Raw genomic sequence first — 14858 nt, forward strand, 5'->3', positions numbered from 1 at the left:
CTGGACTACATGAACTCCCGCTACGGCAGCCCCGTCGGCGCCTGGAACTTCTGGCAGACCCACCACTGGTACTAAGCCACCAGTGACCGCCCCACAGGGCGAGCCGACGGCGCGAGCCGACGGCGCGAGCAGTGCGAAGGCCCCGGTGGCCGGACCTCCCCAGGTCCGGCCACCGGGGCCTTCTGTTTCCCATCCCACAGGGTCCGTGCGGCCGGCGCCGGCGAAGGCGCCCGCGGCCGCCGTATGGCCGCCTACAGCCGCTGGATGATCGTCCCGGTCGCCAGTGCGCCCCCCGCGCACATGGTGATCAGCGCGAACTCCTTGTCGCGGCGCTCCAGCTCGTGCAGCGCGGTCGTGATCAGCCGGGCCCCGGTCGCGCCGACGGGGTGGCCGAGGGCGATGCCGCCACCGTTGACGTTGACCTTCTCCAGGTCCTGCTCGAAGACCTGGGCCCAGCTCAGCACGACCGAGGCGAAGGCCTCGTTGATCTCGACCAGGTCGATGTCCTTCAGGGACATCCCGGCCTTGCCCAGCACGGCCCGCGTCGCGTCGATCGGCCCGTCCAGGTGGTAGTGCGGGTCGGCGCCGACGAGCGTCTGGGCGACGATCCGGGCGCGCGGCCTCAGCTTGAGCGCGCGGGCCATCTTGCGCGAGGCCCACATCACGGCGGCGGCCCCGTCCGATATCTGCGAGGAGTTCCCGGCCGTGTGCACGGCGGTCGGCATGACCGGCTTGAGCCGGGCCAGCGCCTCCATGCTCGTGTCCCGCAGGCCCTCGTCGCGGTCGACCAGGCGCCACATGCCCTGACCGCCGGCCTGCTCCTCCTCCGTCGTCGGGACCTGGACGGCGAAGGTCTCCCGCTTGAACCGCTCCTCGGCCCACGCGGCCGCGGCCCGTTCCTGGGAGAGCAGCCCGAGCCGGTCGACGTCCTCGCGGGTCAGGCCCCGGTGGCGGGCGATCCGCTCGGCCGCCTCGAACTGGTTGGGGAGGTCGACGTTCCACTCGTCCGGGAAGGGCTTGCCCGGCCCGTGCTTGGATCCGGAGCCCAGCGGCACCCGGCTCATGGCCTCGACCCCGCAGGCGATGCCGATGTCCATGACCCCGCCGGAGATCATGTTGGCCACCATGTGGTTGGCCTGCTGGGAGCTGCCGCACTGGCAGTCCACGGTCGTCGCGGCGGTCTCGTACGGCAGGCCCATGGCGAGCCAGGCGTTCCGCGCCGGGTTCATGGACTGCTCGCCGGCGTGGGTGACGGTGCCGCCGACGATCTGCTCGACGCAGTCGGGCTGGATTCCGGTACGGGCGAGGAGTTCGCGGTACGTCTCACCGAGCAGGTAGGCGGGATGGAGGTTGGCGAGCGCGCCCCCGCGCTTGCCGATGGGGGTGCGTACGGCTTCGACGATGACGGGTTCCGCGGCCATGAGCTCGTCCTCTCCTGCACTGTGCCGGCGCGGCGGGCCGTCCCGGCGCCCCGCCCGAACTAGTACGCGTTCTAGTTCTCCCCGCAGTCTTATGACCTGTAACCCCCGCACGCAAGGGTCTTGCACGCGCCTTCCACGGATTCCACACGCAACAGTTGACGCGAGGACCCTTGTCACTTCTAGAACTCGTTACTACCTTCAAGCCAACTTCTGATGGGCCGTCAGACTTTGGAGTCGCCCGATGTCGTGTCCCGCGCTGCCCGAAGGCTTCGACGCCACCGATCCCGACCTGCTCCAGGACCGCGTCCCCTTCCCCGAGTTCGCCCGGCTGAGGCAGACCGCTCCCGTGTGGTGGTGCCCCCAGCGGCGCGGCGTCACCGGCTTCGACGACGACGGCTACTGGGCCGTGACCCGGCACGCGGACGTCAAGTACGTCTCCACGCACCCCGAGTTGTTCTCCTCGACCACCAACACGGCGATCATCCGCTTCAACGAGCACATCCAGCGTGAGCAGATAGATGCCCAGCGCCTGATCATGCTGAACATGGACCCGCCCGAACACACCCGCGTACGGCAGATCGTGCAGCGCGGCTTCACCCCCCGGGCCATCCGCGGCCTGGAGGACGCCCTGCGGGACCGGGCCCGGAAGATCGTCGCGGAGGCGCTCGCCGCCTCGGCCGACGGCAGCTTCGACTTCGTCACGCAGGTCGCGTGCGAACTCCCCCTCCAGGCCATCGCCGAGCTGATCGGCGTACCGCAGGAGGACCGGCTGCGCATCTTCGACTGGTCGAACAAGATGATCGCGTACGACGACCCCGAGTACGCGATCACCGAGGAGGTCGGCTCCAACGCGGCCGTCGAGCTCATCGGCTACGCCATGAACCTGTCCGCCGCCCGCAAGGAGTGCCCGGCCAAGGACATCGTCACGCAGCTCGTGGCCGCCGAGGGCCAGGGCAACCTGGGCTCCGACGAGTTCGGCTTCTTCGTGCTGCTGCTCGCGGTCGCGGGCAACGAGACCACGCGCAACGCCATCAGCCACGGCATGCACGCCTTCCTGACCCACCCCGAACAGTGGGAGCTGTACAAGGCGACGCGGCCGGCCACGGCCGCCGAGGAGATCGTGCGCTGGGCCACCCCGGTGGTGTCCTTCCAGCGCACCGCCACCCGGGACACCGAGATCGGCGGGCAGAAGATCAAGGCGGGCGACCGGGTGGGGCTCTTCTACTCCTCCGCCAACCACGACCCCGAGGTGTTCACCGACCCCGACCGCTTCGACATCACCCGCGACCCCAACCCGCACCTGGGCTTCGGCGGCGGCGGACCGCACTTCTGCCTCGGCAAGTCCCTGGCCATCATGGAGATCGACCTGATCTTCAACGCGCTCGCCGACTCGCTGCCCGACCTGAGGATGGCCGGGCCGGAGCCGCGACGGCTGCGGGCGGCCTGGCTCAACGGCATCAAGGAGCTTCGGGTCAGCCACGGTTGACGGCCGGCCCGTGGTCCCGGGCGGCAGGGGCCGCACCTCCCACGCCCCGGCTCCTGCCGTCCGCGGTACGCACGGCCGGGTTTCGGTCGGGACCCGTTCGTGTCCGGGGCATTGTCCAGAAAGCGGCCTGCCGTCAGACTGCGCGGATGAATCTTCAGGCAAGCGGGGCGGCCGACTGCGTGGAAGCGCGCTGGCAGCGCCTGCCGACGACATGGCGGCTGATGCACGAACGAGGCGGCTCCCCGGTCCTGAGCCGGGGCGTGCTCGCGCTCATCGACGCCGCTTCCGCAGAACCGTCACTGCGCCGGCTCTACCCGTTCACCACCCGGTTCACCCTGTGGTTCAGCACCCGCACCAGCCACCCGTTCGAGGTGGCGGCGCCAGCGGTCGAGCCGCTGCCGGGCGGCCGGTTCCAGGTCCTGAGCCCGACCCGGAAGCGCGTGATCGGAGAGGCCGACACCGCGCAGGCGGCGGTCGCCCTCGTCGTCGCGGCCTTGGCCGAGGCGCCGGACCCGGCCGCCTGATCGTCCCCGAGTGGCGCGCCGGCCGCACCGGGCGGATCCTGACAGGACGCGGCGATCCACCGAAGGGGTGCCGGGACGGGTACGAGACCCTCCCCGGCACCCCTTCGTCGTGCGCTCCCCGCGTCCTTCCGTCCGGCCGCGTCGGGCTGAGCCCGCCGACGCCGACGCCCGCTCACGCCCGAGTACGGGACGCCGCCACCGACCGCTCCGGCTCGCGCGGCCGCGGCACGCTCAGCCCGCCCGGCAGGACGGCCCCGCGCGGCCCCGACAGTACGTAGACCAGCCCGAACCCGGCGCTCACGACGGCCGCGCCGCCGACCGCGTCGAGCACCCAGTGGTTGGCGGTGGCCACGATCGCGCACACCGTGATCAGCGGGTGCAGTGCCCCCAGCAGCTTCTGCCAGCCCTTCGGCGCGAGCATGATGATCACGATCCCGCACCACAGCGACCAGCCGAAGTGCAGCGAGGGCATCGCCGCGTACTGGTTGGAGATGGCGGTCATCGCCCCGTACTGCGGATTGGCCAGGTCCTGCGGCCCGTGCACGGTGTCGATGAAGCCGAGCCCGGGCATCAGCCGGGGCGGCGCCAGCGGGTACAGCCAGAAGCCGATGAGCGCGAGGACGGTGGCCAGCCCCAGAGAGGCGCGGGCCCAGCGGTAGTCGCCCGGCCTGCGCCAGTACAGGACCGCCAGGATCGTCAGCGGCACCACGAAGTGGAACGACGTGTAGTAGAAGTTGAAGAACTTCTCCAGCCAGGGCGTGTTCGCCACGGCGTGGTTGACGGCGCGCTCGATGTCGATCCCCAGCGCCCGCTCGATGGCGTGGATCTGGCTCCCGTGCCCCTCGGCGAGGCTTCGGCTGCTGGGCGCCGCGGCCCGGATGTGCGAGTACAGGGAGTACCCCACACGTATCAGCAGCAATTCCAGCAACAGGTTGGGGCGCGAGAGCACGCGCCGCCAGAACGGCATCAGCGGCACCCGCGACCAGCGGGCGGCGGCGGGCCGGCCGTACGCGGTCGGGACGGGCTCGCGCCAGTACGGGGAGGAGCGCGGCAGGAACGGCACGGCACAGGCGGCCGCCAGCGCGGCGAGCAGCAGCACGTTGTCCCGTACGGGGGCCAGCGCGGCCAGGTTGGGCAGCAGCACGTCGGCGGGCAGGGTCATGGCGAGCACCACGGCCACCGGCCACACGGGCCGGTCCGCCGCCCGCTTGCCGACCTTGCCGGCCACCGCGAGCAGCACCCACAGCAGCTGGTGGCGCCAGCCGGTCGGCACCACGGCGACGGCCACGCAGCCGGTGACGGCCACGGCGAGGAGCAGCTGGCCGTCGCGGGCGTAGCGGGCGGCGCGGCGCAGGCCGACCCAGCCGATCCCGGCCGCGAGGGCCGCGTACAGCAGGATCTCGCCGGGGCCGCTCAGACCGAGCCGCAGCAGGGCGCCGTGCACGGACTGGTTGGCCAGGGTGTCGGGGGCGCCGCCGAGGCCGGTGCCGGCGAGGTGGTGGACCCAGTACGTCCAGGAGTCGCGCGGCAGGGCGGCCCAGGACAGGGCGGTGGCCGCGGCGAAGGTCACGGCGGCGGCCTTGGCGGTGGGACGGCGGCCGGCGAGCCACAGCAGCGGAGCGAAGAGCAGCAGGGCCGGCTGGAGCGCGGCGGCGAGGCCGACGAGGAACCCGGCCGGGCGTTCGCCGGGCACCCGGAACATGGCCAGCAGCACCAGCAGCACGGGCAGGACGGCGGTCTGGCCCGGCGAGGCGGCCGCGCGGACCGGCAGCGAGACCATCATCAGGCCGACCAGCACGGGTGCGGCGAGCAGCGCGGTGCGCCGGGGCACGGGGTCGGGCAGGCCTCGCGCGGCCACCAGTCCGATGGCGGCGACGAACAGGAGCGTCACGCTGGTCCAGGCCACCTCCAGGGAGGGCGCCGCGAGACCGAGGAACGGCTTCAGGACCAGCCCGGCGAAGGGGGTCGCGGTGAACTGGCCGCCGTCGTAGAGCGAGCCGGGGAAGCCGCTGGGGAGCCGGAATTCGTTGAGCCACTCGCCCGGTGGCACGCGCAGTACCGCGGCGGCCTGTCTGACGGCGAGGACACCGGCAAGTGCCCACAGGAGGAGCCGCGCCGCCCCCAGTCTGCCGCTACCGCCTATGACCCCGGCATGTCCGTTCGCACCACTGTGCTCCGCCGCGTTAGCCACGCCTCGTCGGCCTCCCGCCCTGTTGACCGCAACCTTGACTTCGCCTGGCTGCCGCGTTTCATGCACCACTTCATTACCTGGGTCGACGATATCCCGCGCGGGATCCCTAGGATGGCGAGCATGAGCATCGTGAAGATCAACGCACTGACCGTGCCCGCTGAGCAGCGGGAAGTCCTGGAGCAGCGGTTCGCCTCGCGGGCGGGTGCCGTGGAGGGTTCGGACGGGTTCGAGTGGTTCGAGCTGCTTCGTCCCGTCGAGGGCACGGACCAGTACCTGGTGTACACGCGGTGGCGGTCGGAGGAGGACTTCCAGGCGTGGATGGAGGGGCCCATGAAGGCGGCGCACCAGGGCGGGGGCCCGGGCGGCGGCGAGCGCCCGAAGCCGGCGGCCTCGGGGTCGGCGGTGTGGTCGTTCGAGGTCGTGCAGCAGGCGGCGCCGAAGCCGCAGGGCTGAGGCCGGGGCGCGGCGGGGAGGCCGGCCGCCGCGGGCGGGGCGGGTCGCCCTGAGGCGCGGCGGGGAGGCCGGCCGCCGCGGGGCGGGGCGGGGAGGTCAGCCGCCGCGGGGGCGGGGCGGGGAGGTCAGCCCCAGAAGCGGTCCTCCTCGTCGATGTCCTGCGTGCACTCGTCGATGTCGCTGATCTTCCCGCCGACGATCGTGAAGAAGAGGCCTCCCTGGATCTCGATCCCGTGGTCGCCGCGGTCGCCGCGGGCCGTGTGGAAGGTCATGACGTGGCCCCGCCCGTCGACCAGCACCGTGTGCAGATCGACCTGGAAGGTGCCCTTGGTCTCCTCGCCGATCCGCCGGTACAGGTCGAGGACGGCTTCCCGGCCCTTGTGGTGCCCGGAGAGGGGATTGCTGCCCGGGACGTGGTGGATGACGTCGGCCGTCATCAGCGTGCCCATCGTCTCCATGTCGCCCGTGCCGAAAGCCTCGTAGCCGCGGCGGATCAGGGCAGCGTCAGGGTGCTCGGACATGGCTTTCACGCCCTCCGTGTGGGTGATATGCGTCTTTTCCTATCATCAGCCTGTACCTGTGGATATTCCACGCGGCGCGATGGGCGCGGACTCCACAATGGCGCCATGGACATCAAGAGCACGAGCACCGGATCCACCGTCCGCGCGACGGCCGCCAACTGGACCGTCGCCGCCGAGCACTTCGCCGCGCCGGAGGCGACCGCGCTGCGCCGCGCGTACTACGCGGAGGTCGCCGGCCGGTACTGGAAACGGCCCGCCACGGAGGCCGAGATCGACGAGGGTCTGCGGGACGATCCGGCCGACGGCCTCGCCCCGCCGACGGGCGAGTTCGTGGTCGGCCGGCTGAACGCAGCGCCCCGTGCCTGTGGTGGCATACGGCTGCTCGACCCCCTCACCGCCGAGCTCACGCGGGTGTACGTGGACCCGCGCGCCCGCGGCACGGGAGGCGGGGCCGCGCTGCTCACGGCTCTGGAGGCGGCAGCCCGGGCCCTGGGCGCCGAGCGGGTCCGCCTCGACACCCGCTCGGACCTGGTGGAGGCCCGGGCCCTGTACGCGCGCCAGGGGTACGCGGAGATACCGGCGTACAACGCGGGCCCGTATGCGGAGCACTGGTTCGAGAAGCTCCTGGCCTGAGCCGGTCCGGCCCGCCCCGGCCCGGCCCGACCCGTCGCCGGACGGGCGGATCGGGGCCGCCTCAGCCGGAGGCGGGGGCGAGGTCCGCGCCCTTGAAGGGCAGGCCGGTCACGGCGTCGAGGATGACGACCCGCATGCCGGCCCTCGGCTGGGCGCTCGCCCCGGGTGCCGGGGCCGTCGGGCCGCCGGTCGGGGCCGCGCCCGCCAGGGAGGTGATCCAGCACACGTGCCAGGCTCCCTGCGCGTCCTGCTTGGCGATGAGTTCGCTGCTGGTCACTTCGGCGCCGGGATGGGCCGCCGCGGCCTTGTGCTGGGCTTCTTCCTTGGTGACGACGGGGTTCGGCAGCCGCGGAGCCGCGATGTTGGCCGCGGAGAACGCGAGGATCCGCCGGTCGCCTCCCACGATCACGTCGAGGCGCATGGGCATGAGGACGCCGTCGACGCGCGAGCGCCAGGACACCAGCTTGGCCTGGCTGTCCGGGCCACCGGCCGCCGTGACCTGGGTGGTGTCGGCGGGCGGGGCCCAGGGGAAGTGGATCGCGGCGAATGCGGAGGCCGCCTCGCGGACCGCGCCGTCGGCGATCGCCGGGGCGCCGGGCCGGTCGGGCTCGACGGCCGCGAGCCTGCCGGACCGCACCTCGCGGGAGGGCCAGTCGAGGACCAGGCTCCCCGACCGGGTCGCGACCTCCAGCCTCCCGGGCTGCCCGTGGGAGCCGGGCGTGTACTGGACGGTCTCCGTCGTGGCGGCGTCACCGAAGAACTCCCGGGCGGCGGCCGCCGCGGCCTTCGTCTGCGCGGGATCCGCCCGGTGCCCGTCGCTCACCTCGGACACGGTGATCAGGAGGGTGGGCAGGGCGACGGCGGCGAGCACGCCGGCCCCGGCAGCGGCGATGATCGAGGTCAGCCGGATGTCCGCGCGCCCGCGCAGGAGCCGGGCCCCGGCGGCCGAAGCCCGGGAGGCCGTCCGGCACCACGCGTACCCGGCGGCGCAGCCGGCGAGCGCGCCGAGCGCGTTGGCGGCGAGGTCGCCGGTATCGCAGGCGCGCCCCATGCCCGGGGTCAGTGCCTGCGTGACCTCGATGGCCCCGGACAGCACCGCGCAAGCGGCGAACACCGGCAGCGGGCGCCGCGTGAGCAGCGTCGGGAAGAAGGCGAGGGGGAGGAAGAGGGCGATGTTGAGGAGACCCTGCGGCGCGAGGAGGCTGCCGAGCAGATCCCGCTGCACCGTGCAGACGCGGGAGGCGGGTGCCTGCGGGTGGAGCCGGTAGAGGGTGGCGGCCAGGGCCAGTGCGGCGGAGGTCGTGGCGGCGACGGCGGCCGAGGGGGACACGGCGTACTTGCGCCCGAGCCACCACGCGGGGCCCCCGGCGAGCAGTGCCAGGGCGGCGAACAGGAGCAGGAGTGGCAGGTGGCCGCTAAGGGCTGCTTCGATCACGGAAGGGCAATCCTCGGGAGGAGGGCGGGGTGGAGCGGGCCGGCTCCACCGGGTGGGCGGAGCCGGCCGCGGAAGGGTGGTCAGTGACCGCTGATCACCGGGAGCCGTCGCAGATGCTGACGGGGGCGTTGTAGAAGGTGCCCTGCCCCTGAACGGCCATCCAGCCGACGATGTCGTTGCAGTCGTCGAAGCCCAGCCAGGTGAAGCCCTCGTTGTGCTCGGTCCCCGACGACTGGCTGAACCAGCCGTTGTCGTAGCTGAAGCCGTGGTAGTTGAAGCCCAGCTTGGCGGTGATGGTCCCGCCGCCCGTCTTCTTGTACGTCTCGGACATCGTCCACCACGACCCCTCGTGGACGTTGTCGGGTCGGATCGACGTCCACAGTTCGCCGTTGCTGAGCTTGGTCATCGAGATGCCGTAGTCGACGTTCCCGGCGGACGCGGCGGGGGCGAGGGCGAGACCCAGGGCCACCAGAGAACCTGCCATGGCCATGACAGAAGAGCGCTTGCGCATGATGCTTTCGACTCCTTGATTCGGTGCGGAAGGGGGTTGCGCGAGCTAGCAGATGGTCACGGGGGCGTTGTAGAAGGTGCCCTGGTTCTGGACCTTGAGCCAGCCGACCACGTCCGAGCAGTCGTTGAAGCCGAGGTCGCTGAACGACTCGTACGAGTTGTCACCGGCCGCCTGGGTGAACCAGCCCTTGTTGTAGCTGTAGCCGTGGTAGTTGAAGCCGTACTGGGCCGTGATGGTGCCTCCGCCGGCCTTGCCGTACGACTCCTCCATCCACCAGTAGCCCGAACCGTCGTTCTGGGGACCGATGTTGGTGTTGAACTTCCCGAAGGTCAGCTCGGTGACGGACCAGTACTGCCCGGCGTTGCCCGATGCCATCGCGGCGGGCGCGCCGGCGACGGTCGCCGCCAGGAGCACGCTCGCGACGGCCAGGACGGGACGAATCCTCAATGCGGTTCCTCACGTAAGAGGTGGTCACTGATCGAACGGATTCGAATTTAGGCAGGAGCCGCTCGGCACACTGAACGGTCGGCGCAGGACTGCTTGATGCTCAGTGCGCGGAACTCGGTGGGGCTGAGCCCGTACGCCTCGCGGAACGAGCGGCTGAAGACCACCGGGCCGCTGAAGCCCCACCGGGCGGCGATCGCCTGCACGGGACGGGCGGCGAGATCGGGGCACCCGAGGTCGGCGTGGGACTGCTCCAGGCGGCGCCGGCGGATCCGGGCCTGGACGCTCTCCTTCCGCCCGTGGAAGAGCTGGTGGAGGCTGCGTACCGATATGTGGTGGTGAGCGGCGATGATCGAGGGATTCAGCTCCGGGTCGCCGAGGTTGTGCTCGATGAACGCGTGGATCCGCTGCACGAGGGCCCGTTCGCGGACCTCGGAGGGCAGTTGCTCCTCGGAGTCCAGCTGCTGGGCCAGGCAAGCCGCCGCGAGGTCGAGGGCCACCGCGCCCATGCGGCGCAAGTCCTCCGGTTCGCATTCGGCGCCGTGCTGCTCAAGGGACGTCATGAACGACGCCAGGAGCGCCGCCACTCCGCTGTCGCCCCGCATACGGCGGGCCAGTAACCGGTCGAGACGCTGGGTGCGCAGCGGCATGAGATCCCGGGGAAGCATCAGCACCGTCGCCCGCACCTGGCCGTCCCCGTCGAGCATCACGTTGTCCGAGGGCCGCGAGGTGTCCCACAGCATGAGATCACCGGGTCCCACGGTGCACTCGTTCCGGGCCTGCGACATCGACGTCGCCCCCTTGCGCAGCAGCGCCAGCTGGTACTGCTCCGGATCACCGCGCCGGATCATGGCGGCGGTGCGCCGCGAACGCAGCGGCGACAGGTCGAACCGGGCCACACGGAGCTCCCCCAAGTCCAGTACGGCGGCCTCGCCCTGGAAATCCGCCGGCCGCTCGCTGCTCAGCGCGGCGGGCATCACCTCGCGCGAGATGACGTCCGCGTACCAGTCGAACCGCTCCCCCGCGGGCACCCCGCCCGACGACACCACCGACCACATCACGCGCCCCCCAGCTCGAACGTTCGTACACGGCCAAGGATGCAGAGATACGTGGCGCGGACACCTGTATTTGGTCAGTGCGCGGCGTGGTCGCGGGGGGCCGCGGCGTCGAAGGGCTCCTCCGCGTCGGATCCGCAGAGCTCGGCGTTGATCTCCTTGACCAGTTTGACCAGGTCGGTCGGCCGGTCCGGACCCCACCAGTCGCCGAGCAGTTCGGCGAGCGACTCCTCCCGAGCCTCGGCCAGCTTTCCGGCCTCCTCCCGGCCGCGCTCGGTCATGACCAGCGGCAGCCCGTCCCGTACCGCCAGTCCGCGCTCTTCGAGCTGGCGCGCGGCGTCGGTGATCACCTTCAGCGGCACGGTGGTCCGCTCCGCGAGCATCGCGGGCTCGGCGGAGCCGTACTTCTTGATCCGCAGCAGGAGCCAGCTCGACGCGGGCAGCAGGTCGAGGCCGGCCTTGTCGGTGATCTTCTCGTAGACGTGGCGGCGGCCCTCACGGGTACCGAGGACGGTCAGCGCGCGGGCGACCTCCTCGCGGGAGGAGCGGTGGACGGGGTTGGAGGCGAGGGTCTCGGTGACGTCGGGCGCGGTGACCGAGCCGCGCAGCACGTCCTCCTTGAGGAACCAGGCGATGACGAAGGCGAGGAGCACGACGGGCACGGCGTAGAGGAAGACGTCGGTGATGGAGGAGGCGTACGCGTCGAGCACGCGCGGACGCAGCTCGGCGGGCAGCTGCCCGATGGCCCGTGGATCGGACTCGACCAGCGCGGCCGTGCCGGGCGGCACAGGCAGCCCGGCGAAGGCGGTGGCCAGCTTGCCGTCGAGCCGGTTGGTGAAGATCGTGCCGAAGATCGCCACCCCGAAGGAGGCTCCGATGGAGCGGAAGAACGTGGCGCCGGAGGTGGCGACGCCGAGGTCGGCGTAACTGACGGAGTTCTGCACGACCAGGACCAGCACCTGCATGACCAGACCCAGTCCGGTGCCGAAGACGAAGAAGTAGATGCTCATCTCCCAGGTGCTGCTGGTGCGCTGCAACTGGTGCAGCAGGAGCAGCCCGATCGCCGTCACGCCCGTGCCCGCGATCGGGAAGACCTTCCAGCGTCCGGTGCGGCTGACGATTTGGCCGGAGGCGGTGGAGGCGATGAGCATGCCGAGCACCATCGGCAGCATGTGGACGCCGGACAGGGTGGGCGAGACGCCCTGGACGACCTGGAGGAACGTCGGCAGGTAGACCATCGCGCCGAACATCGCGAACCCGATGATGAAGCTGATCACCGAGCAGAGGGTGAAGGTGCGGATCCTGAACAGTCCCAGCGGCAGGACGGGTTCGACGGCCCGCCGCTCGACGAAGAGGAAGACGGCGAGCAGCACGGCGCCGAGGACGGCCACCGCGACGATCCGGGCCGAGCCCCAGCCCCAGGTGCCGCCCAAGGAGGCGACGAGCACGAGGCAGGTGGCGACGCAGGCGATGAGGAACGTGCCGAGGTAATCGATGGTGTGCTTCAACCGCCGCACGGGGATGTGCAGGACCGCGGCGATGACGACGAGCGCGACGAGACCGATGGGCAGGTTGATGTAGAAGACCCAGCGCCAGGACAGGTTGTCGACGAACACACCGCCCAGCAGCGGTCCGAGGACACTGGTCGCACCGAAGACGGCGCCGAAGAGGCCCTGGTACTTGCCGCGCTCACGCGGCGGGACGATGTCGCCGACGATCGCCATCGACAGCACGATCAGACCGCCGCCGCCCAGGCCTTGCAGGGCGCGGAACCCGATGAGCTGCGGCATGTCCTGGGCGAGCCCGCACAGCGCCGATCCGATGAGGAAGAGCACGATGGCGCCCTGGAACAGCTTCTTGCGTCCGTACTGGTCGCCGAGCTTGCCCCACAGCGGCGTGGCGGCGGTGGCGGCCAGCATGTAGGCGGTGACCACCCAGGACAGGTGCTCCATCCCGCCCAGCTCGCTGACGATCGTCGGCAGGGCCGTGGAGACGATGGTCTGGTCGAGGGCGGCGATCAGCAGGCCGAGCAGCAGGGCCCCGATCGAGACGAGGACGTCGCGGGTGGCGTGTTCGGCGGCCGGGCCGGACGAGTGCGGGTCGGGAACGGGTTCCGCGGGGTCCGTGGTCACATCCTGAGCCATCCGTTCCTCCTCGGGCCGGATCAACATGTCCATCCTGAGCGGTGTGGCCGGATATGGCCTCTCGGGCGGGTTGGGCAGGCCCCGGAGGGTCTGCATAATCGCAGGCAATGGCCAGGGAGGGATTCCAGTGAGCGCTGAGCGCTGTCCAGAATGCGACGCCGTGGGCGCCGACTGCGGGTGCGCGACGGGGGCCGGTTTCGAGCCACTGCGGGTCCGTCCGTACGTGACGCTCCCCGAGCCGCGTCAGTCCGACGACCCGCCGCCCCCGCAGCCGGTGCGGGGGGTCGTGGCCGGGCCCGCGGGCGGGTACGCCGGGGCCGCGCAGACGCCCCCGGGAGAGGACACCCCGGCGTACGGCATACCCGTGGCCTGGCCCGACTCCCCGCCACAAACGGGCTGGCCGGCCGAGACGGCCCGCCCCCGGCCGGTCGACCCGGCGGCGACCGGCGGGACCGGGGCGCCTTCGAAGCGCCCCCGCTCCCCCCGCAGGCGGCGGCTCCCGACGATCCTGGCCGGTGCCGGCACCCTGGTCGCCATGGGCAGCGTGGCCCTGGCGCTGGGAATGCTCCCGCGCTCCGACGACAGCGACACGGTCCTGCTGGACGCCAAGCCGTCGGCGCCCGCCGCGAGCGTGGCCCCGACCGGCCCGTCACAGCCGGCGGCCACGCGCAGCCCGTCGCGCTCCGCCTCCCCGTCGGCCTCGGCCTCCCCGTCCGCGAGCGCCTCGAAGTCGGCCTCCCCCTCCGCCTCGCCCTCGGCCTCCCGCAGCTCGGCGCCCCCGTCCCCGACCCCGTCGACGAGCACGAGCCGCACGCAGAGCCCCCCTCCGCCGCCCCCGAAGGGCCCGACGCTGCGGTACGGGGACTCGGGCCCGGAGGTGGAGAAGATGCAGCGCCTGCTGGCGGGGCGCGGGTACTACCGGGGCAGGATCAACGGCAAGTTCGACAGCCGCACGGAGAACGCCGTCTCGGATTTCCAGTGGCAGAACGGCATCGACGACGACTGGGGCGTCTACGGCCCGCAGACCCGGCAGGCCCTGGAGGGCTGATCGCTCACGGAGGGTGTCCGCGACACCGAGTGGCGCGGACCGCCCTCGGTTTTGTATCGTGTAGGAACAAAGTGGTTCCGCCCGCAACCCCTGACCGGTGGGCGGAACCGCTTGTTCTCTTTCCCGCCCCGTCTGGAGCACTCCGATGCCGGCCAGCACCACCACGACCACCGCACCCGTCGTCCTGGGCGCCAAGGCCCTGCTCCTGGACATGGACGGCACCCTCGTCAACTCGGACGCGGTGGTCGAACGCTGCTGGCGGGAGTGGGCCGTCTCTCACGGGCTGGACCCGGAGGAGGCCCTGAAGGTCGTCCACGGCCGGCAGGGCTACGCCACGATGGCCATCCTCCTGCCGGAGCGCCCGATGGAGCTCAATCACGCCGAGAACAGCGTGATGCTCGCCCGCGAGACCGCCGACACCGACGGCGTGGTCCCGGTGGGCGGAGCGGCGCGGTTCATGGCGGCGATCGACGGGCTGCCGCACGCCCTGGTCACCTCGGCCGACTCGGCCCTGGCCACGGCCCGGATGGCGGCGGCCGCCCTGCGCATGCCGGACGTGCGGGTCACGGCCGAGTCCGTCAAGGCCAGCAAGCCCGACCCCGAGGGCTTCCTCATGGGCGCAGCCGAGCTGGGCGTCGACCCCGCCGACTGCATCGTCTTCGAGGACTCGGCGGCAGGGATCGCCGCCGGCCTGGCGGCGGGCATGCGCGTGATCGGCATAGGCCCCCGAGCCGCAGCCCACGCCCCGACGGCCCACGTCCAGGACCTGACGTCGGTCCGGGTCACCACGACCGAGGCCGGCTCGATCGAGCTGACCCTGACGCCGGCCGCCTGAGCCGAACCGGCCCCCCGACCTGCCAGGACCCCCGACTCGGGACCGGGATGGGTTCGGGGGCTTCCCGGCAGTCCACTGTCCTTCCGTGTCGGTCCGGGCCGTCAAGGGCGCTCCCTGCGGTCGCGTCGCTCCGCGATGTCGCTGCGCTCCACCCTTG

The 14858-nt window shown here is 71.9% G+C and carries 14 protein-coding genes and 1 pseudogene; 7 read left to right on the plus strand and 8 right to left on the minus strand.

The genetic code is table 11. The annotated features are described in order from the left end of the window. Positions 1 to 75, plus strand: a pseudogene (locus tag ACFYXV_RS33955) (lytic transglycosylase domain-containing protein); the annotation flags it as partial. Between the two features lie 176 nt (positions 76 to 251). Here ACFYXV_RS33955 and ACFYXV_RS33960 read toward each other — a convergent pair. Beyond that, positions 252 to 1421 (minus strand): steroid 3-ketoacyl-CoA thiolase, encoded by a 1170-nt coding sequence (locus tag ACFYXV_RS33960; protein ID WP_383342371.1) that lies wholly within the window; start codon positions 1419 to 1421, stop codon positions 252 to 254. A gap of 241 nt (positions 1422 to 1662) precedes the next feature. Here ACFYXV_RS33960 and ACFYXV_RS33965 point away from each other — a divergent pair, with 241 nt between their 5' ends. Together ACFYXV_RS33965 and ACFYXV_RS33970 are read left to right on the plus strand one after the other, a co-directional pair. Further along, a complete protein-coding gene (locus tag ACFYXV_RS33965; RefSeq protein ID WP_385463893.1) occupies positions 1663 to 2907 on the plus strand; it encodes a cytochrome P450 in 1245 nt (414 codons plus the stop codon). A gap of 146 nt (positions 2908 to 3053) precedes the next feature. Then, complete coding sequence (locus ACFYXV_RS33970; protein ID WP_385463896.1) at positions 3054 to 3431, plus strand: DUF6193 family natural product biosynthesis protein; 378 nt, start codon at positions 3054 to 3056, stop codon at positions 3429 to 3431. A gap of 172 nt (positions 3432 to 3603) precedes the next feature. Here the strand turns inward: ACFYXV_RS33970 and ACFYXV_RS33975 are convergent, their stop codons facing one another. Then, a complete protein-coding gene (locus tag ACFYXV_RS33975) occupies positions 3604 to 5622 on the minus strand; it encodes a bifunctional glycosyltransferase 87/phosphatase PAP2 family protein (protein WP_385463899.1) in 2019 nt (672 codons plus the stop codon). Positions 5623 to 5742: 120 nt separating this feature from the next. Here ACFYXV_RS33975 and ACFYXV_RS33980 point away from each other — a divergent pair, with 120 nt between their 5' ends. Beyond that, positions 5743 to 6075 carry an antibiotic biosynthesis monooxygenase family protein gene (locus tag ACFYXV_RS33980; protein ID WP_383342384.1) on the plus strand — a complete coding sequence of 111 codons (333 nt, stop codon included), beginning with the start codon at positions 5743 to 5745 and terminating at the stop codon, positions 6073 to 6075. A gap of 125 nt (positions 6076 to 6200) precedes the next feature. Here the strand turns inward: ACFYXV_RS33980 and ACFYXV_RS33985 are convergent, their stop codons facing one another. Next, complete coding sequence (locus tag ACFYXV_RS33985; RefSeq protein WP_383342387.1) at positions 6201 to 6596, minus strand: nuclear transport factor 2 family protein; 396 nt, start codon at positions 6594 to 6596, stop codon at positions 6201 to 6203. A 105-nt stretch (positions 6597 to 6701) separates the two neighbouring features. On the opposite strand from ACFYXV_RS33985, the gene ACFYXV_RS33990 reads away from it, so the two are divergent. Continuing rightward, entirely contained in the window at positions 6702 to 7229 is a 528-nt protein-coding gene (locus ACFYXV_RS33990) for a GNAT family N-acetyltransferase (protein WP_385463904.1), read from the plus strand. A gap of 61 nt (positions 7230 to 7290) precedes the next feature. Here the strand turns inward: ACFYXV_RS33990 and ACFYXV_RS33995 are convergent, their stop codons facing one another. The 5 genes from ACFYXV_RS33995 to ACFYXV_RS34015 all read right to left on the minus strand — a co-directional run bounded on the left by ACFYXV_RS33995 (position 7291) and on the right by ACFYXV_RS34015 (position 12818). Beyond that, positions 7291 to 8664 (minus strand): VanZ family protein, encoded by a 1374-nt coding sequence (locus tag ACFYXV_RS33995; protein WP_389385047.1) that lies wholly within the window; start codon positions 8662 to 8664, stop codon positions 7291 to 7293. 94 nt (positions 8665 to 8758) lie between these two features. Then, complete coding sequence (locus ACFYXV_RS34000) at positions 8759 to 9148, minus strand: hypothetical protein (RefSeq protein WP_389385048.1); 390 nt, start codon at positions 9146 to 9148, stop codon at positions 8759 to 8761. Between the two features lie 72 nt (positions 9149 to 9220). Next, complete coding sequence (locus ACFYXV_RS34005) at positions 9221 to 9622, minus strand: hypothetical protein (protein ID WP_385463913.1); 402 nt, start codon at positions 9620 to 9622, stop codon at positions 9221 to 9223. Positions 9623 to 9669: 47 nt separating this feature from the next. After that, the gene (locus ACFYXV_RS34010) at positions 9670 to 10677 is read right to left on the minus strand and encodes a helix-turn-helix domain-containing protein (protein ID WP_389385049.1); all 1008 of its coding nucleotides are present in this window, start codon (positions 10675 to 10677) and stop codon (positions 9670 to 9672) included. Between the two features lie 74 nt (positions 10678 to 10751). Beyond that, entirely contained in the window at positions 10752 to 12818 is a 2067-nt protein-coding gene (locus ACFYXV_RS34015) for a DHA2 family efflux MFS transporter permease subunit (RefSeq protein ID WP_385463919.1), read from the minus strand. A 223-nt stretch (positions 12819 to 13041) separates the two neighbouring features. Here ACFYXV_RS34015 and ACFYXV_RS34020 point away from each other — a divergent pair, with 223 nt between their 5' ends. After that, complete coding sequence (locus ACFYXV_RS34020) at positions 13042 to 13866, plus strand: peptidoglycan-binding protein (RefSeq protein ID WP_389385050.1); 825 nt, start codon at positions 13042 to 13044, stop codon at positions 13864 to 13866. A gap of 145 nt (positions 13867 to 14011) precedes the next feature. Next, a complete protein-coding gene (locus ACFYXV_RS34025; RefSeq protein WP_389385051.1) occupies positions 14012 to 14701 on the plus strand; it encodes an HAD-IA family hydrolase in 690 nt (229 codons plus the stop codon). Positions 14702 to 14858: the final 157 nt, after the last annotated feature.

It is taken from the genome of Streptomyces sp. NPDC002181, from assembly GCF_042890485.1.
Classification (GTDB): Bacteria; Actinomycetota; Actinomycetes; order Streptomycetales; family Streptomycetaceae; genus Streptomyces.